Below are 17,778 nucleotides of genomic sequence, written 5' to 3' on the forward strand. Positions count from 1 at the left end.
AAACACCATGCGAGCCCCGCTCAAGCCCCTTGACGAAGCGCTGGCCGAATTGCTGGCCCAGGCCCTGCCGCTGGCCGGCGATGACACCGTGGACAGCTTCGATGCCGATGGCCGTGTGCTGCTGGCCGATGCCGTCTCTCCGCTGCAAGTGCCGCCCCAGGACAACAGCGCCATGGACGGCTACGCCGTGCGCAGCGCCGAATGCACCCAGGGCAATGCCGAGCTGCCCGTCTCGCAGCGCATCCCCGCAGGCGCCGTGGGCCAGCCGCTGGCTGCCGGCACGGTGGCGCGCATCTTCACGGGCGCTCCGGTGCCCGAAGGTGCCGATGCCATCGTCATGCAGGAAGACTGCGAAGTCCTGGAAGACGGTCGCGTGCGCATCAAGGCGCGGCCCGAGGCCGGGCAATGGATACGCCGCTCTGGCGAAGACATCCGGCGCGGCGCCACCGTCATCGCGGCCGGCACGCGCCTGTCGCCGGCCGAGCTGGGCCTGGCCGCCAGCATCGGCCTGGCCTCTTTGCGCGTGGCACGCAAGCCGCGCGTGGCCTTGTTCTCCACAGGCGACGAGCTGGTCATGCCGGGCACCGTGGCGCCCGAACAGATGCCGCCCGGCAGCATCTACAACAGCAACCGATTCTTCCTTCGCGCCCTGCTGCAGCGCATGGGCTGCGAGGTCACCGACTTCGGCATCGTCCCCGACCGGCGCGAGGCCACCGTGCAGGCCCTGCGCGAAGCGGCCCGCGCGCATGACCTGATCCTGACCAGCGGCGGGGTGTCTGTCGGCGAAGAAGACCATGTCAAGCCCGCCGTGCAGGCGCTGGGCCAGCTCGACCTCTGGCAGATCGCGGTCAAGCCCGGCAAGCCCTTCGCCTATGGCCGTGTGAACCGCGAAGGTGAAGGCTTTGCCCACTTCATCGGCCTGCCCGGCAACCCGGTCTCCAGCTTCGTCACCTTCCTTTTGCTGGTGCGCCCCTTCGTGCTGCGCCTGCAGGGCGTGCAGCAGGCGCTGCCGCGCTCGGTCGAGGTGCGCGCCGACTTCCATTGGCCGCGCGGGGACAAGCGCCGCGAATTCCTGCGCGTGCGCTACAACGACAGCGGCGGGCTGGAGCTGTTCCGCAACCAGAGTTCGGGCGTGCTGACCTCGGCGGCCTGGGGCGATGGCGTGGTGGACAACCCACCGGGCCAGGCCATTGCGCCGGGCGACCGGGTGCGCTTCATCGCCTTTTCGGAGCTGCTGTCATGAGCCAGGCCGTCCCCATCGCCATCACCATCACCGTGCGCTATTTCGCCTCCATCCGCGAAGCCCTGGGCACGGGCAGCGAAACCCTGTCCACCGAGGCCGCCACCGTGGGCGCGCTGCGTGAGGAACTGATTGCGCGTGGCGGTGCAGCCGCCGAAGCGCTGGCCCCTGGCAAGGCCGTGCGCATGGCGCTGAACCAGGTCCTGTGCGATGCCGGGGCCGCCATTCGCCAGGGGGACGAGGTGGCTTTCTTTCCTCCCGTGACCGGAGGTTGACCCAAATGACCACCGACAAGCCCGTGGACCAGGCCATCAGTGCACGCACGCGCAAGGCCCTGTCCGAAGCCAAGGCGCGCGGCGTGCAACTGGGCCGTGCAGGCGCAGACAACCTGCGCGCCACCGTGGAAAAGCGCAAATCCACGGCCGATGCCTTCGCCCAGCAGCATGAGGCGCTGTTCGCCGAACTGCAGGCGCGCGGCCTGACGCACCGCGCCATGGCCTCCGAACTCAATGCGCGCGGCATTGCCGCGGCCCGGGGCGGCGAGTGGACGCACGGTCAGGTGCAACGCATCCTGAACCGCTATGCCGACCTGCGCTCTGCAACACCGTCTGCAGACGGCAGCAGCGGCAGCTGAATCCCGGCCAGCCGCTGCGCCAGCGCGGCCGATGCCGGCTGCATGGGCGCACGCAGCGTTGCCCGCATTCGGCCCTGCTGCGCCAGCAAGGCCTTGATGGGTGCGGGATTGGGCTCGGCAAAGCAGGCGGCGATGTGCGGCTGCAGCGGCTGCCACAGCGCACGGGCAGCGGGCAGGTCGCCGCGCTCCAGGCATTGCATCAACGCGACGAAGTGCCGTGTATGCGCGTGCGCGCTGGCAGCAATCGCTCCCGCACCGCCCAGGGCCAGCGTGGAAAAGATCTGCGCGTCTTCGCCAGCCAGCACCTGCAGTTGCCCATCGGCGATCAGTGCCTGGGTCTTGGCGGCATCGCCCCCGCAATCCTTGATGGCCACGATGCGCTCATGTGCGGCCAGCGCACGCAGCGTGGCCAGCTCCAGCACCACGCCGGTGCGGTAGGGAATGTCGTAGACGATGACTGGATGGGCGCTGCGCTCGGCAATCGCCGTGAACCACTGCAGCAGGCCTGCCTGCGATGGGCGTATGTAATGCGGCGCGGGCACCAGAATGCCGGCCAGCGGCAGGGCGTTCAGTGCCTGAACGCGGGCCAGCGCATGCCCCAGGTGGCAGTCCGAAACGCCCATGACCACGGGCATGCCCTGGGCCGCTGAGAGGATGGTGGACAGGGCGGCATCGTGCTCCGCTTCGCTCAGCGCGGCGGCCTCGGCGGTCGAGCCGCAGGCCACGTAGCCGGCGATGCCGGTGGCGTTGTAGTGCTGCACCAGGGCGCGCAGAGCCCCGTGGTCCACCGCCGCCTCATCTCCAGGAAGAAAGGGCGTGACCAGCGGAAGCCACAGCCCCTGGAATCGGGCTTGCGGCGAGGTGGTGGAAGGCAAAGACATGGAAGATCCCTTCGGGTGATTCAAACAATGAACGACCGGACGCAGCTACCGGCCAGACCGAGGGCGGAAAGGCAGGCGCCTGAAGGGATGCGGGAAGGGGAGATGGAGGCTGCCGGGCCGGTTCCGTCGCTCATCTGGACGGAACCTCAGCTCCGGTCAGACGAGCTGGGGTTTGCAGGCTTTGCCCAGGCACAGGCGCACGGCATCACCGTGGCATGTGGGGAAGGCAAAGATTGCAGGCATGGCGCGCAGTGTAGCGCGCCTGAGCGCCTGGAGGGCTGTCAGGCTGCGCCTTCGGCGCCGGGAGGGGGTGATGCATCGGGCAGCAGCGGTGCCTGCCACTCCAGCAGCTCGGCCAGGCGCTGCACGATCCAGCGCGCCTCGCCAGGGCTGACGATGGAGCCCTCGGCCGCCAGGCCCGCGTGCATGCCCAGCAGCACGCCTTGCTCCGAGGAGTTGCCGGAGTGATAGAGCGTCTGCGCCTGCTCGACCAGGTGGCTGGCCAGGTCCTCGCACAATTCATAGCGCCCGACCACGTCTGCAATCGATGCCTTGAGCCGGCCGTGCCGGTCGGCATACAGGGCGGCAAAGCTCGGCGGCGGCTGTATCTGGCTGGTCTCGTCCATGGCGCGCCTCAATCGGGTTCAAACAGGCGCTCGAAGCGTGCAAGGTCTTCGGCCAGCTCGCAGCTCACGAGCTGGCCCATCTTGCCGTCGGCCAGGCGGTGGGCTGCGAACAGCGTGGCCTTGCCGCGAAAGTTGTAGTCGGGCAGATGGATGATGGTGTAGGGATGGGACACGAACAGCTGATGCTCGTAGACCACGCGCTGCTCGTTGCGCGGCGACGGGTAGAGCGTGTATTCGGGGGTGGTGATCGTGAGTGTGGCCATGCATGGCCCGCTGCAGCAAAAGGCCGGCGGCGGGGGAGGGCAATGCTACCGCGTTCATCACACCCTGGTGCGCCGCCGCCTGCGACAATGCGGGCATGCAAGCAGCCCGTGTATCCATCCAGACCGAGGATTTCGACGTATCGGCCGAACTCGCCGCCCTGCGCGGCGGCGACGCGCGCGTGGGCGCGGTCTGCAGCTTCATCGGCACGGTGCGTGACCGCAACGAGGGCGCCGCCGTGGCCAGCATGGAGCTGGAGCACTACCCGGGCATGACCGAGAAATCGATCGAGGCCATCATCGACGAGGCGGTCCAGCGCTTCGGCATCCATGGCGCGCGCGTCATCCACCGCATCGGTCCGCTGCAGCCCATGGAACAGATCGTGCTCGTGGCCGTCACCGCCTCGCACCGGGGCATGGCCTTCCAGGCCTGCGAATACATCATGGACTACCTCAAGTCGCTGGCGCCTTTCTGGAAGAAGGAACAGACGCCCGAGGGCGCGCGCTGGGTGGATGCGCGCGTCAGCGACGAAGAGGCGCTGGCGCGCTGGCGCCAGTGAAGCGGCGGGGCTTCAGGCCTTGAGCGCAGCACCCCGCAACCATTGCGGCGGGCGGAACACCAGCAGGTTTCCGAGCATCACCAGCAGCAGCCCGCCCACGGCCAGCGGCGTCCAGACATAGCCCTCGAACAGGGCCGAGATGCTGAGCGCAACAATGGGGAACAGCACCGTCGCATAGGCCGCCTTCTCTGGGCCCAGCCGGCCCACCAGGGTCAGGTAGGCCGTGAACGCAATCACCGAGCCTGGAATGGCCAGGTACAGCCAGGAGCCCACATAGGTGCAGCTGGCATCGAAGCGCCAGGGCAGGCCTGCCACCAGCGCATAGCCGGTCAGCAGCAGCGTGCCGGCCAGCATGCCCCAGGCATTGGTCTGTGCGGGCCGCCAGCCCATGGACTGCAGCGACGCAGACAGCATGTTCCCGCAGGAAAAGCACAGCGTGCCCAGCACCGCCCAGGCCAGGCCAGGCAGGCTGGCATGCCGGCCTGCGCGCAGCTCGGGCCAGAACAGCGCCACCAGGCCTGCAAGGCCAAAGAGGCTGCCGGCCAGCACATGGGGAGCCAGCCTGCGGCCGTGGATGATGCGCGCCAGCAGCGCGTTCCAGAGATTGGCGCTGGAGAACACCACGGCGGCCAGGCCGCTGGCCAGCGTCTCGCTGGCATGCATGAAGCACACGAAGTTGAAGCTGAACAGGCACAGGCCCTGCGCCAGCACGCGCGGCAGCGCCGGGCCGCGGGGCACGCGCAGCTGCCGCGACCAGGCCAGCCAGGCGAACATCAGCACGGCGGCCAGCGCAAAGCGGTAGGCAATGGACAGCTCCACGGGCACGGCGCCCAGCTGCAGCTTCAGGGCGATCCAGGTCGAACCCCAGATCAGCACGACCAGGGCATAGAGGGTGGCAGTCATGGCCGGTGATGATGGCGCCGCAGGCTGGGCGGGCATGGCAGATTCCTGCGGTTTGATGGCCTGGCGCCATGCGTCGGTATGGCTGCGGGACCACAATCGCTGCCATGACGCCCACGCCGCTGCCCGAGCTGCCCTCCAGCCACCTGTGCCAGGTGCTGTCACGCTCCAAGGCCCGGCTGCAGCGGCGCGTGCGCCTGAGCGAAGGGGTGGAGCTGGCCGTCTGGGCCAATGTGGACGACGAGGTGCGCTACTGCCAGCCCGGTCACCACACGCTGTCGGTCTACCTGGCCGGGGGCGAGGGCTCGCAGCTCAAGGCGCGGCCCGAGGCCATGGGGGCGCCGGGGCGCATCTGCATCTTCACGCCAGAGGACGAATCGCACTGGCTGGTGCGCTCGCCCGTGCAGTTCCTGCACCTGTATGTGTCCGACCTGGCCTGGGCGGGGCGCGTGGTCCGCATGCTGGATGCCGAGCCCCGCTCGCGCACCTTGCGTGCGCAGATCTACGGGGATGATCAGGCCTTCCACGCTGGTGCCCGTGCGCTGATGCAGCTGGACTGGCAGGACCCGCAGCAGCAACTGGCGGCCGATGCCATTGGCCAGCAGCTGGTGGACCGGCTGGTGCTGCAGTCCGCCACGCCGCGCCAGCTGCAGGCGCTGCAGCGGCCGCTGGGCGGGCTTTCTGCGGCCATGCGGCGCAGGGTGCTGGCCCATGTCGAGGCGCATCTGCATGACTCCAAGGCCGTGTCGCTGCCGGCACTGGCGAGACAGGCCTGCCTCTCCGAATTCCATTTCGCACGCATGTTCCGCCAGAGCATGGGCTGCACAGTGCACGAATGGGTGCTGCAGCAGCGCCTGGCCCGGGCACGGCGCGCCCTGTCTGCGCGCAACGTGCCGCCGTTGGCCGAGCTGGCGCTGGATTGCGGCTTTTCCAGCGCCAGCCACCTGGTGCGCAGCTTCCGGGCGCATTTGGGCGTTACGCCTACGCAGTTCTCGATCTTTCAGCGCAATGCTTGAGAAGGATGGCCGGCCTCGCCGGCCTTGATCTGGCGCAAGCGTCTGTCCTTGCAGGCCGGGCATGGCTTGAAATTTGCCCTGCCGGTATCAGATAAATCGCAATGACCCTGTTTCAGGAGCGAAAAGAAACACCATGCGAATCGACAAACTGACAACCAAGTTCCAGGAAGCCCTGGCCGACGCGCAAACGCTGGCCCTGGGCGGAGACCAATCCAATATCGAACCCCTGCACCTGCTCGTGGCGCTGCTGCGCCAGGACGATGGTCCGCGCTCGCTCTTGCAGCGCGCCGGCGCCAACGTGGGCCAGCTGCAGGCCGCAGCCGAGAAGGCCCTGGCCGATCTGCCGCGCGTGCAGCACCAGGACCAGGTGCAGGTCGGCTCCGAGCTGGGCCGGCTGCTGCAGGCGACCGAGAAGGAAGCCCTCAAGCGCGGCGACCAGTTCATTGCCAGTGAGCTGTTCCTGCTGGCGCTGACCGACAGCAGCGGCTCTTCCACGCGCGCAGGCCAACTGCTCAAGGAAAGCGGCGTGACGCGCTCCAGCCTGGAGTCGGCCATCAACGCCGTGCGCGGCGGCCAGACCATGGACAGCGCCGAAGGCGAAGGCCAGCGCGAGGCCCTCAAGAAATACACCATGGACCTGACCGAGCGCGCGCGCATCGGCAAGCTCGATCCGGTGATCGGCCGCGACGACGAAATCCGCCGCTCCATCCAGGTGCTGCAGCGCCGCAGCAAGAACAACCCCGTGCTCATCGGCGAGCCCGGCGTGGGCAAGACCGCCATTGTCGAGGGCCTGGCCCAGCGCATCGTGGCCGGCGAGGTGCCCGAAAGCCTCAAGAACAAGCGCGTGTTGTCGCTGGACATGGCGGGCCTGCTGGCCGGCGCCAAATACCGTGGCGACTTCGAGGAACGCCTGAAGTCCGTGCTCAAGGAAGTGGCCCAGGAAGAGGGCCGCATCATCCTGTTCATCGACGAGATCCACACCATGGTCGGTGCCGGCAAGGCCGATGGCGCCATGGACGCGGGCAACATGCTCAAGCCGGCCCTGGCGCGCGGCGAGCTGCACTGCATCGGCGCGACCACGCTCGATGAATACCGCAAGTACATCGAAAAGGATGCGGCGCTGGAGCGGCGCTTCCAGAAGGTGCTGGTCGAAGAGCCTTCCGTGGAGGACACCATCGCCATCCTGCGCGGTCTGCAGGTGCGCTACGAGGCCCACCACGGCGTGGATATCACCGACCCGGCCATCGTGGCTGCGGCCGAGCTGAGCCACCGCTACATCACCGACCGCTTCCTGCCCGACAAGGCCATCGATCTGATCGACGAGGCCGCGGCCAAGATCAAGATCGAGATCGACTCCAAGCCCGAGGTCATGGACAAGCTCGAGCGCCGCATGATCCAGCTCAAGATCGAGCGCGAGGCCATGAAGAAGGAAAAGGACGAGGCCTCGCAAAAGCGCCTGCAGCTGATCGAGGAAGAACTCGGCAGCCTGGAGCGCGAGTACGCCGACCTGGAAGAGGTCTGGAAGAGCGAGAAGGCCAGCGCCCAGGGCTCCGAGCAGATCCGCAAGGAGATCGACCAGATCCGCATCCAGATCGAGGAGCTCAAGCGCAAGGGCGACTTCAACAAGGTGGCCGAGCTGCAGTACGGCAAGCTGCCCTCGCTGGAAAAGCAACTCAACGAAGCCCAGGCCAACGAGCAGGGGCAGGGCGGCGCCCCCGCCCACAGGCTGCTGCGCACCCATGTCGGCGCCGAGGAAATTGCCGAAGTGGTCAGCCGTGCCACGGGCATTCCCGTGGCCAAGATGATGCAGGGCGAGAAGGACAAGCTGCTGCGCATGGAAGACCGGCTGCATGACCGCGTCGTCGGCCAGGACGAGGCCATCTCGGCCGTGGCCAATGCCATTCGCCGCTCGCGCTCGGGTCTGTCCGACCCCAACCGGCCCACGGGCTCCTTCCTGTTCCTGGGCCCCACGGGCGTGGGCAAGACCGAGCTGTGCAAGGCGCTGGCCGGCTTCCTGTTCGACAGCGAGGACCATCTGGTGCGCATCGACATGAGCGAGTTCATGGAAAAGCATTCCGTGGCCCGCCTGATTGGCGCGCCGCCCGGCTACGTGGGCTACGAGGAAGGCGGTTACCTGACCGAGGCCGTGCGCCGCAAGCCCTACAGCGTGTTGCTGCTCGATGAGGTCGAAAAGGCCCATCCCGACGTGTTCAACGTGCTGCTGCAGGTGCTGGACGATGGTCGCCTGACCGATGGCCAGGGCCGCACCGTGGACTTCAAGAACACGGTCATCGTGATGACGAGCAACATAGGCTCTTTGCTGATCCAGGCCATGGTCGGCGAGGATTACGATGATGTGAAAGATGCGGTCTGGGGGGAACTCAAGAACCATTTCCGACCCGAATTCCTTAACCGCATCGACGAAACCGTGGTCTTCCACGCGCTCGACGCGAAGAATATCGAGTCGATCGCAAGGATTCAGCTCAAGCTGCTGGAGCGTCGTTTGGAGAAAATGGACCTTGCGCTGCAGGTGTCCGACCAGGCACTGGCCGAACTGGCCAAGGTGGGCTTCGATCCCGTTTTCGGGGCCCGGCCGCTCAAGCGCGCGATACAGCAGCGGATCGAGAATCCGCTGTCGAAACTGCTGCTCGAAGGGCGCTTTCCGCCCAAGAGCACGATTGCGGTACATGTGGACCCGGTACTGGAGCCGGGCGTATTCCGGTTCGATGCGGCAGACCCCGCCTGACGCACCGGGCCAGCCAAGAAAGGCTTTGCTTTGAACGATTTTGTCGCCACCCTGACCCGCTGGGCCGTTCGCATCCTGCTGATGCTTGTGGGCCTGGTCTTCTTTGTCAGCCTGCTGACCGCCGCGGCGCTGCTGGCCCTGGTCTGGGCCGTGAGAGCGCTGTGGGCCAGGCTCACCGGCCAGCCGGTGATGCCCTGGGCCATGCGCATGAGCCCGCGGGCGGGCTGGCAGACCGTGTACCGCTCCGGCTCCGAGTGGATGGCACAGCGTCCGCAGCGCGCCTATGGCGCAGCCGAGGGCGGTGGCCGCCGCGCCGGTGCCGGCGTACTGCCGGGTGCGGGCGAGGTGACCGACGTTCAGCCCCGTGAAGTGCGCGAGCCCTGAAGCGTCTTGCTGCAGCCTTTACGCGTCCTGCGCATCTTCGTGCCCAGGCCGCGCGTGGCGGCCCGTATAGTCTGAAACCCTCGGGAGCCCGTGCAAGGCTCCCTTTTTTTTCCTGCCGCTGCATGCCAACATGTGCCGCGACGCATCCTTGGAATGCGGCGCATGCAAGTGTCTTCTTACCATTGAGCCTATGACCCAGCTGGATCTCCACCGCGTCTTCGACCTTCAGTACCAGGCCAGCCGGGCGCAGGTGGACGTGCCCCTGCTGGTACGCCGCGAACGCCTGCTGCGCATGCAAAAGCTGCTGGACGAACACGGCCCCGTGCTGGCTGCCGCCGTGCAGGCCGACTTCGGCATGCGCTCGCCACGGCTGACCGAGATGGTGGAGCTGTTCGTGCTGCGCAACCTGCTCAAGCACACGCTGCGCCATCTGGCGCGCTGGTCGGGGCGCCAGCGGGTGCGAACGCCGCTGATGCTCATACCCGGCCGGGGCTGGATAGAGCGCCAGCCGCTGGGCGTGGTGGGGGTGATTTCCCCGTGGAACTATCCGGTGCAGCTGGCGCTGGGGCCGGCCATCACGGCCCTGGCGGCGGGCAACCGCGTCATGCTCAAGCCCAGCGAACTCACGCCGCACACCTCGGCCCAGTTGGCAGCGCTGGTGGGGCAGTTTTTCGCGCCCGAGGAATTCGCCGTCATCGAAGGCGATGTGAGCATTGCCACGCAGTTCTCGGGCCTGCACTTCGACCATCTGCTGTTCACCGGCTCGACTGCCGTGGGCCGGCGCGTGGCGCAGGCGGCGGCGGCGCACCTGACGCCGACGACGCTGGAGCTCGGTGGCAAGTCGCCCTGCATCATCTCCACCGACTGCGACCTGAAGGAGGCCGCGCTCAAGATCGCGCATGGCAAGCTCGTCAATGCGGGCCAGACCTGCATCGCCCCCGACTACGTGCTGCTGCCGCGCGGGCAGGAGGCGGAGTTTGCCGAGGCCTTCCGCACCGCGGCACGGCGGCTGTTCCCGCGCTTTGCCGGCAATCCGGACTATGCGGCCATCCTCACCAAGCGCCACCTGGCGCGCCTGCGGCAGATGCTGCGCCAGGCCCAGGGCATGGGGGCGCATGTCGAATGGATGGAGGACGGCGGAGCCGGCCAGGAGAGCGCCGACATGGCCTGGGGCGATGCCGTGGAGCGCCAGATGGCGCCGGCCCTGGTCTTCAATGCCACCAGCCAGATGCAGCTCATGCAGGAGGAGATCTTCGGCCCCATCCTGCCCGTGATCAGCTACGACAGGCTGGATGACGTGGTCTCGGCCATCAATGCGGGGCCCAGGCCGCTGGCGCTGTACTGGTTCGGCCGCGATGAGAAAGTGCGTGATGCCGTGCTGTCACGCACCATCAGCGGCGGGGTGACGGTCAACGACACCCTGCTGCACTTCGCCCACGAGAACCTGCCCTTCGGCGGCGTGGGCGACAGCGGCTGGGGTGCCTACCATTCGGAGCAGGGCTTTGCACGGCTGAGCCATCAGAAGGCGGTGTTCGTGCAGTCGCGCTGGTCGGGGGCTTCGATGCTGTATCCGCCCTATGGCGCAAGGTTCGACCGCATCATGGAGTTGATGCGCCGCTGGCTGTGAGCGAGGGGGTGATTTCTCGCCGTTGCCGGGCTTGCCTGCATCGTGAGAAATTGTCAACTGATTCCTTGCCAAGCCTTGTGTCGCGTGCACCAGCTGCTCTTTTTTGGAGAGCACATAGCACATCCCAATGCCGAGGGCAAGAAAACGAGCACAGCCGTACTTGCGTGCATGGCTAAGAGCCGCAACGCACGCAAAAAGCGCGATTCCTGTGAAAATCACGCCCTTCTATTTTCACCTGTTTTCGTTTCGGTTTTTCCATGTCTAGTATCCAGGTTCGTCCAGCCACTCTCCGCGATGCAAAAGCGATTGCCCAGATCCATACTGCTTCCGCCATGGAGGCTTATCGCGGTCTGGTTCCCGATGACCAGCTCAAGAGCATGTCGTCGGTAGAAAAACGCCAGGCCTATTGGCGCGAAGCCATCGAATTTTGCGAACCCCAGGTTCAGGTCGCCATCGACGGCGACAAGATCGTCGGCTTCGTCGGTTTCGACCGCTCGCGCGATGAGAAGTCGCGCCAGACCACCGGTGAAATTTGGGCCATCTATGCCTCTCCCACGCACTGGAATCAGGGTGTGGGCGTGGCCCTGTGGGACGCCGCACGCGACGGCCTGCTCGAAGAAGGCTGCACCAATGTCACCTCGTGGGTGCCGCTGCGCAATGAACGTGCGCTGCGCTTCCATGAGCTCGCCGGCTTCAAGCGCGAAATGTCCACCGCCAAGACGGCCCAGGTTGGCGCTCTCAAGATCGAGGAAGTGCGGCTCAAGCGCGCACTGAACTGATCGATTCGCCAAACCATCCACCCATCACTCACGGAGCAGCAGGCCTTGTCCTCTTCCCAGAACTGGTCCCTGCTGCAGTGGCAGGAGCACGAGGCCACCCAGGTTGCCCTGTGGCGCGCGGACAGCACCATGACCGCACCGCGCCGCATCGTCATCGCTGACGACAGCCTGGCCGCCGACAGCGCCTACCGCCTGGCCTGCGAAGGCCAGGCCATGCTGTGGCGCGGCGATTTCCAGAATGCCCGGCAGTTGCTGTCGGCCCTGGGCCGCCGCCTCGACAAGCCCGCCCGTGAGACTTCCGCCAAGGCGCGCCAGCGCCGCGCCGGCAAGGAAGACGCCAAGCCGGTCTTTCCCCACGCCTTCCACCTGCACCGCCAGGCACTGGCGCAGCGTGCGCGCATCCTGTCCAGCGTGATGATCGAGCTCGATACCCGCTGGCACTGTGCCCTGCGCCGCGCACCGGACTGGAGCGAAGCCTGTCGCGAAGCCTGGGGCGAGATTCCCGCCGACCAGGGCGCTCAAAGCGTGATCGTTCCCCTGCGTGAACTGCTGGGTGCCCTGGGCGCACATGAGTGGCGCAAGAAGGGCGTGGCCCTGGCCGTGCCGGGCATGCCGGAGTTCAGCATTCACCCGCACTACGGCGTGTTCTCCCCGGTGCGCGGCGAGTACCTGGATCTGGTGGCGCAGGCTCCCCTGCCGGCCGCAGCCCAGCAGGCTGATGCCGCCGTCTGGGATATCGGCACGGGCACGGGTGTGCTTTCCGCTCTCTTGCTGCACCGTGGCGTGCGGCAGGTGGTGGCCACCGACCTGAGCGACCGGGCACTGACCTGCGCGCAGGACAACCTGCAGCGGCTGGGTCTGGCGCAGCGCGTGAGCCTGCGCAAGGCGGACCTGTTCCCTGAAGGCCGGGCCGCCTTGGTGGTCTGCAATCCGCCGTGGCTGCCGGGCAAGGCCAGCTCCTTGCTGGAGCAGGCCGTCTATGACGAAGGCAGCCGCATGCTGCGCGGTTTTGTCGAGGGCCTTGCTGCACATCTGCTGCCGGGCGGCGAAGGTTGGCTGATCCTGTCGGATCTGGCCGAGCACCTGCAGTTGCGCTCGCGCGAGGAACTGCTGGGCTGGATCGATGCCGCAGGCCTGCAGGTCCTGGGCCGCGAGGACATCCGCCCGCGCCATGGAAAGGCTGCGGACTCCACCGATCCGCTGCACGCGGCACGCGCCGCCGAGCTCACCTCGCTGTGGCGCCTGGCGCCGCGCTGATCGCGCGCGCGTCCACCCTTCGTTTCGTCTAGGCGCCCTGTGCCGTCGCTGCCTCCTGGGGCAGCAGATGCCGCAGGCGCTCGCGCAGGGCATCGGCGCGCTCGTCGCCCGCATGTTCCTGCACTGTCTGCAGCAGCTGCAGGGCGGCGGCCTGCAGTGCCTCAAGATCGCGCGCCTCGCGCAGCAGATGGCGCAGCACCTGGGCCTTGTCCTCATGGCGGTTGGCAAACATGCGCTCGCACATATCGAACAGGTACATGCGTGTGCCGGCAAGATTCAGCGTGGCAGCGGGGCCGGGCGGGCTGGATTCCTTCGCAGCGGCCGGTGCCATGGAGGGGGCCTGAGCACGAGCCGGGGGTGATGATTCGGCGGCTTGGCCAGCCAGGCGCTGCAGGTGGCCGCTGGCGATCAGTTGCTCGATCAGTTCGCCGGCCTGTGCGCCCAGGACCTGCTGCAACTGCTCCTCGGTGCGGCCATCGGCCATCAGCAGCACCGAGCGCTCGCGCAGCGGCAGGCTGCGGCGGCCGGGCTGCAGCTCTTCAAGGGCCTTGGCGGTTTTTTGCAGCAGCATGGTGGGGGCAGGGAGTCCGACAAGCCCCGATTGCACGTTACATGAATGACCGTGGCGTGAAGAAGCCATGACAACTGCTCCGCCCCGGTGTTCTGCGGCAAGCGCACAATCGCCTGCCATCGCATGGGCGGGCGCTGATTTCCAGGTGCTGGCGGCCGATGCCGATCGCAGAAATATTGTTTGATCTGTAACAGGAAGACGGGGCGCAGGCCTCGCGACATAGGTGATGAGACTGTTGCTGGCGCCCATGGAGGGCTTGCTTGATTTCGTGCTGCGCGATGTGCTCACGCGCGTGGGCGGCGCAGACCGCTGTGTCTCGGAGTTCATCCGCGTCACGGGGACCGTGCTGCCCGACAAGGTGTTCCTGCGCACCATGCCGGAGCTCAACAACGGCAGCCGGACGCTGGCAGGTGTCCCTGTGCGTGCGCAGCTGCTGGGCTCGGACCCGGACAGCATGGCGGCCAATGCGGCCAATCTGGCGCGCCTGGGTCCGGAAGGCATCGACCTGAACTTCGGCTGCCCCGCCAAGGTGGTCAACCGCCATGGCGGCGGTGCTGCGCTGCTGCAGGACCCGGAGCAGATCGCGCGTGTGGTGGGGGCCGTGCGTGCAGCCGTTCCGGCGGCCATGCCTGTGTCGGCCAAGATGCGCCTGGGTTTCAACGACACGACCCTGATGACCGAATGCGCCCAGGCCATGCAGGCCGGTGGCGCCTGCGAAATCGTCGTACACGCCCGCACCAAGCTCGACGGCTACCGTCCGCCTGCCTATTGGGACATGATCCCGCGCATCCGCGAGTCCGTGACCGTGCCCGTGGTGGCCAATGGCGAGATCTGGACGGTGGAGGATGCGCTGCGCTGCCGTGAGCAATCGGGCTGCGGCGATCTGATGCTGGGCCGGGGAATCGTTGCCGACCCAGGCCTGGCGCTGGCCATTCGCGCTGCCGTGGAAGGCGGGCAGGCACCGGCGGAACAGCTTGCGGCACAGGTGGTCTGGAGCGACCTGGTGCCGCAGGTCCAGCGTTTCTGGGACATGGTCTGCGAGGACCTGGAGCCGCGCCAGCGCGCAGGCCGCCTCAAGCAATGGCTGAACCTGCTGCGCCGCCGCTTTCCCGAAGCCGAGCAGGCTTATCAGGAAGTGCGCATGCAGACTGACCAGCGCGAGATCACGCTGTGGGTGCAAGCGCTGGCGCGGCGTCAGGAGTGGGCCGGGCTCTAGCGCGATCAGCCGGTCACAGCAGATGGTCGGGCGCCAGCGGGCCAATGAGCTTGAGCATCAGGCGCAGGCCCCAGCTGGCATCGGGCTCGCTGTGCTCGTCACCGCGCTCGCTGTCTTCCGAGGCCCGCCACACCAGCTCGCCATCCTTGTCGAGCTCGACGCGCCAGCTGCCATCCTGCAGGCCCTCGTCAATGCTTTGCGTAGCCAGGCGGCCGAACTCGCGGCTGGCGATGAGCAGGGCAATCTCGGTGTTCTGCAACTGCGAGCGCAGATCCAGGTTCATCGAGCCGACTGCCACCAGATGCCCGTCCACCACCAGCAGCTTGGAGTGCAGCATTGCACGCGATGCGCCTGTGGAACCCGAAGGACCGCCGCCACCCGTGCTGCCCGAGCCGAATGCAGAGCGGACGCTGGCCGCCGTGCTGCGCATCTCGTACAGTTCAACGCCCATCTCCAGCAGCGCCTTGCGGTGGCGCGCGTAGCCGGCATGGGCCAAAGGTGCATCGTTGGAGGCCAGCGAATTGGTCAGAATCCGAACGCGCACTCCGCGTTGCCGTGCGCCACGAAACGCCTCCATCATGTCCGGGCCCGGCACGAAGTAGGGCGAGACCACCAGCAGATCGCGCCGGGTCTTGCGCACCAGGGCCAGCAGGCCATCGACCACCGAATCGGCCTCCAGCACCGGACGCGCCGCCTGGCGCAGGGCGCCAGCCGGCTGGCCCATGGGCAGCGTGCCGGCAGGCCTGGCCTGCGGGCTGTGCGGAGCGGGGCTGGCCTGTGCGGCCGCATCCGTGCCAGCGCTTGTGATGGAGCCTGGGCCGTCATCCCTGTCCAACGGAATCTTGGCGGGCTCATCCACCAGCACGGCGGCCGATGCCCATGTCCAGCGAGCCTTTCGCAGATCCATGGGCTGCTGGTCCCAGATGATCCGGCGCTGCTCGGCCGTCTGGTCATCTGACTTTGTCTCCTTTGGGGGAACGGCAGGTGTGGGGTCCTCCTCCTGCGCCTGGTCATCATCGTCCGCAAAGCGCTCGCGCAACTGCTTGAGCTCCTTGAGGCTGATCAGCGACTGGACGGGATAGGCGCGCTGGTTGTTCCAATAGCTGTCGAAGCTGCGTGACAGGTCGTTGACCACCGGCCCCGCCGCCAGCACGTCGAGGTCCACGAAATTGCTGGCGCTGTCCGCATCGAAATACGCATCGCCCAGATTGCGACCTCCGATCACGCCCATGGCGTTGTCGGCGATGAACAGCTTGTTGTGCATGCGCTGCTGGGCCCGCTGGAAATCGGTCAGCAAGGTATAGGCACGGCCCAGCGCCGAGCTGCGCGCGCCCGCCAGGGGGTTGAACATGCGCATCTCGATACCCGGCACAAAGGCCAGGCGCATGACCTGCGCATTCGCGCCCGTGCTGTGGAAATCGTCCAGCAGCACGCGCACGCGCACGCCACGCCGGGCCGCCTCGACCACGCCGCGCAGCAGGCGCTGCGTGCTCTCGTCGGCATGTATGGCGTAGTACTGCAGGTCCAGCGTCTGCTGCGCTCCCTCGACCAGTGCCAGCCGGGCGCCATAGGCGGCCTGGGCACCGGACAGTAGGGTGAAGGCGGAGGTTTGAGGCTTGACGCTGGCAGGCCGCAATTGCTGAACCAAAGACCCCAATGGCGTGCTTTGCGGGGCTTCCAAGGCTGCAGTGACGGGGCGATCGACCTGGGAGGGCAAGCTGCTTGCGCAGCCGCAGACCACGGCGGACACCAGCAGGACAAGCGTGGTCCGCAGGCCTCGAAACAGGCTGGTGGATGGAAGGGGCTGTAAGTTGCGAGCGCCGGACATGATTCGAAGATTTGGCCTAAGGATCGGTCAATCGGGTGTCGGACGGCTGCGCCAGCCGGTGGTCCAGGAAGCCGCTGTTCGCGTCAGAAGCTGGCGCGGTCCACAACGCGGGCCACAACGCGCAGGTCTTGCCCGATGCGTTGCACATCATGCAGTGCCAATGCAAGGGCCTCGGACAGCGCGTCCAGCGGCCCGAAACTGGCGATGCCCATGCCACCCGTGCCCAGCAGCTTGGGGGCCAGGTACAGCAGCAGCTCATCGACCAGCCCCTCGCGTACCAGCGAGCCATTGAGCTTGAAGCCGGCTTCCACATGCAGCTCGTTCGTGCCGCGCGCCGCCAGGTCACGCAGCATGGCGCACAGGTCCACCTTGCCGTGCGCGTTGGGCATGGGAATGACGGTCGCGCCCAGGTCCTGCAGTGCACTGGTTTTCGATGCATCCCGGCTGCTGGTGTAGATCAGGCAGCCGGCCGGGGCCTGGAGTACCTGGGCTGTGAGCGGCATGTCCAGCCGGCTGTCCACAACAGCGATGCGCGGCTGGCGCGGCGTAGCCACATCCCGCACGTTCAGGCGCGGATCATCTTCCAGCACCGTGCCTATGCCCGTCAGTATGGTGCATGCCCTCGCACGCCACGCATGGCCATCGGCGCGTGCCTCGGGGGATGTGATCCATTGGCTGGTGCCGTTGTGCAACGCGGTCGCCCCGTCAAGGGAACTGGCCGCCTTCATGCGCACCCACGGTATGCCCCGCAGCATGCGGCTGAAGAAGCCAATGTTCAGCTCCCGGGACTCGTCTGCACCCGGCCCCACCACCACATCCACGCCTGCCGCGCGCAGGCGCGCGAAGCCTTGGCCGGCGACCTGGGGATTGGGGTCCGTCAGTGCGCCTACCACCTTGGCAACGCCAGCGGCGATCAGGGCATCGCAGCAGGGACCCGTACGGCCCTGGTGCGAGCAAGGCTCCAGCGTCACATAGGCGGTAGCTCCGCGCACATCCTCGCCTCGGGCCACGGCATCGCGCAGTGCCATCACTTCGGCATGTGGGCCGCCAGCCTGCTGAGTGAACCCTTGGCCGACGACTCTGCCATAAGGTGCCACCAGCACGCAGCCCACGCGCGGATTGGGGGAGGAAAGAAAAAGCGCCTGGGCGGCGAGCCCAAGCGCTTGGTGCATGTGTGGCACGGTGTTTGTCATGGTGCCTGGGATGGTAACAAGCCTGGGCTCGATCAGCGCCTGGCAGGTCGGTATCTACCC

At 67.1% G+C, this 17,778-nt stretch carries 18 protein-coding genes; 11 read left to right on the top strand and 7 right to left on the bottom strand.

What is annotated here, in order from left to right:
• Positions 1-7 precede the first annotated feature (7 nt).
• The 3 genes from glp to DELCS14_RS07035 are packed head-to-tail and all read left to right on the top strand — an operon-like array spanning position 8 to position 1,874.
• A complete protein-coding gene (glp, locus tag DELCS14_RS07025) occupies positions 8-1,243 on the top strand; it encodes a gephyrin-like molybdotransferase Glp (protein ID WP_013801031.1) in 1,236 nt (411 codons plus the stop codon).
• Positions 1,240-1,515: a molybdopterin converting factor subunit 1 gene (gene moaD / locus DELCS14_RS07030; RefSeq protein WP_013801032.1), complete on the top strand. Its 276-nt coding sequence runs from the start codon at positions 1,240-1,242 to the stop codon at positions 1,513-1,515. The genes glp and moaD overlap by 4 nt, the downstream gene beginning before the upstream one ends.
• Positions 1,516-1,520: 5 nt before the next feature.
• Complete coding sequence (locus DELCS14_RS07035) at positions 1,521-1,874, top strand: recombinase family protein (protein WP_013801033.1); 354 nt, start codon at positions 1,521-1,523, stop codon at positions 1,872-1,874.
• On the opposite strand, the gene dapA is transcribed toward DELCS14_RS07035, so the two are convergent.
• The 3 genes from dapA to DELCS14_RS07050 all read right to left on the bottom strand — a co-directional run bounded on the left by dapA (position 1,820) and on the right by DELCS14_RS07050 (position 3,644).
• Positions 1,820-2,755 carry a 4-hydroxy-tetrahydrodipicolinate synthase gene (dapA, locus tag DELCS14_RS07040; RefSeq protein WP_013801034.1) on the bottom strand — a complete coding sequence of 312 codons (936 nt, stop codon included), beginning with the start codon at positions 2,753-2,755 and terminating at the stop codon, positions 1,820-1,822. The two genes, DELCS14_RS07035 and dapA, sit on opposite strands and share 55 nt — an antisense overlap.
• Before the next feature lie 281 nt (positions 2,756-3,036).
• Entirely contained in the window at positions 3,037-3,381 is a 345-nt protein-coding gene (locus tag DELCS14_RS07045; protein ID WP_013801035.1) for a hypothetical protein, read from the bottom strand.
• A gap of 8 nt (positions 3,382-3,389) precedes the next feature.
• Positions 3,390-3,644 (bottom strand): hypothetical protein, encoded by a 255-nt coding sequence (locus tag DELCS14_RS07050; protein WP_012207010.1) that lies wholly within the window; start codon positions 3,642-3,644, stop codon positions 3,390-3,392.
• Between the two features lie 95 nt (positions 3,645-3,739).
• On the opposite strand from DELCS14_RS07050, the gene DELCS14_RS07055 reads away from it, so the two are divergent.
• Positions 3,740-4,201: a molybdenum cofactor biosynthesis protein MoaE gene (locus tag DELCS14_RS07055; RefSeq protein WP_013801036.1), complete on the top strand. Its 462-nt coding sequence runs from the start codon at positions 3,740-3,742 to the stop codon at positions 4,199-4,201.
• A 12-nt stretch (positions 4,202-4,213) separates the two neighbouring features.
• Here the strand turns inward: DELCS14_RS07055 and DELCS14_RS07060 are convergent, their stop codons facing one another.
• Positions 4,214-5,104, bottom strand: a complete 891-nt coding sequence (locus tag DELCS14_RS07060) for an EamA family transporter (protein ID WP_228676857.1) — start codon at positions 5,102-5,104, stop codon at positions 4,214-4,216.
• 104 nt (positions 5,105-5,208) lie between these two features.
• Here DELCS14_RS07060 and DELCS14_RS07065 point away from each other — a divergent pair, with 104 nt between their 5' ends.
• The 6 genes from DELCS14_RS07065 (at position 5,209) to DELCS14_RS07090 (ending at position 12,910) form a co-directional block, all read left to right on the top strand.
• Positions 5,209-6,117 (top strand): AraC family transcriptional regulator, encoded by a 909-nt coding sequence (locus DELCS14_RS07065; protein ID WP_013801038.1) that lies wholly within the window; start codon positions 5,209-5,211, stop codon positions 6,115-6,117.
• A 133-nt stretch (positions 6,118-6,250) separates the two neighbouring features.
• Positions 6,251-8,863, top strand: coding sequence for an ATP-dependent chaperone ClpB (gene clpB / locus DELCS14_RS07070; protein ID WP_012207006.1), 2,613 nt, complete (start codon positions 6,251-6,253; stop codon positions 8,861-8,863).
• Positions 8,864-8,893: 30 nt separating this feature from the next.
• Positions 8,894-9,247, top strand: a complete 354-nt coding sequence (locus tag DELCS14_RS07075; RefSeq protein ID WP_012207005.1) for a hypothetical protein — start codon at positions 8,894-8,896, stop codon at positions 9,245-9,247.
• A 130-nt stretch (positions 9,248-9,377) separates the two neighbouring features.
• Positions 9,378-10,874 carry a coniferyl aldehyde dehydrogenase gene (locus DELCS14_RS07080; protein WP_083829062.1) on the top strand — a complete coding sequence of 499 codons (1,497 nt, stop codon included), beginning with the start codon at positions 9,378-9,380 and terminating at the stop codon, positions 10,872-10,874.
• Positions 10,875-11,131: 257 nt separating this feature from the next.
• On the top strand, positions 11,132-11,653 hold the full coding sequence (locus DELCS14_RS07085; protein ID WP_013801040.1) for a GNAT family N-acetyltransferase: 522 nt from the start codon (positions 11,132-11,134) through the stop codon (positions 11,651-11,653).
• A gap of 45 nt (positions 11,654-11,698) precedes the next feature.
• On the top strand, positions 11,699-12,910 hold the full coding sequence (locus DELCS14_RS07090; protein WP_013801041.1) for a class I SAM-dependent methyltransferase: 1,212 nt from the start codon (positions 11,699-11,701) through the stop codon (positions 12,908-12,910).
• A gap of 28 nt (positions 12,911-12,938) precedes the next feature.
• Here DELCS14_RS07090 and DELCS14_RS07095 read toward each other — a convergent pair whose 3' ends face one another.
• Complete coding sequence (locus tag DELCS14_RS07095) at positions 12,939-13,481, bottom strand: hypothetical protein (RefSeq protein WP_013801042.1); 543 nt, start codon at positions 13,479-13,481, stop codon at positions 12,939-12,941.
• 226 nt (positions 13,482-13,707) lie between these two features.
• Here DELCS14_RS07095 and DELCS14_RS07100 point away from each other — a divergent pair, with 226 nt between their 5' ends.
• Positions 13,708-14,697, top strand: coding sequence for a tRNA-dihydrouridine synthase (locus tag DELCS14_RS07100; protein WP_013801043.1), 990 nt, complete (start codon positions 13,708-13,710; stop codon positions 14,695-14,697).
• A gap of 13 nt (positions 14,698-14,710) precedes the next feature.
• Here DELCS14_RS07100 and DELCS14_RS07105 read toward each other — a convergent pair whose 3' ends face one another.
• Entirely contained in the window at positions 14,711-16,525 is a 1,815-nt protein-coding gene (locus tag DELCS14_RS07105; RefSeq protein ID WP_013801044.1) for a phospholipase D family protein, read from the bottom strand.
• Between the two features lie 83 nt (positions 16,526-16,608).
• Positions 16,609-17,718, bottom strand: coding sequence for a bifunctional diaminohydroxyphosphoribosylaminopyrimidine deaminase/5-amino-6-(5-phosphoribosylamino)uracil reductase RibD (gene ribD / locus DELCS14_RS07110; protein ID WP_043795790.1), 1,110 nt, complete (start codon positions 17,716-17,718; stop codon positions 16,609-16,611).
• Positions 17,719-17,778 lie beyond the last annotated feature (60 nt).

This window comes from Delftia sp. Cs1-4 (genome assembly GCF_000214395.1).
Classification (GTDB): Bacteria; Pseudomonadota; Gammaproteobacteria; order Burkholderiales; family Burkholderiaceae_C; genus Comamonas; species Comamonas acidovorans.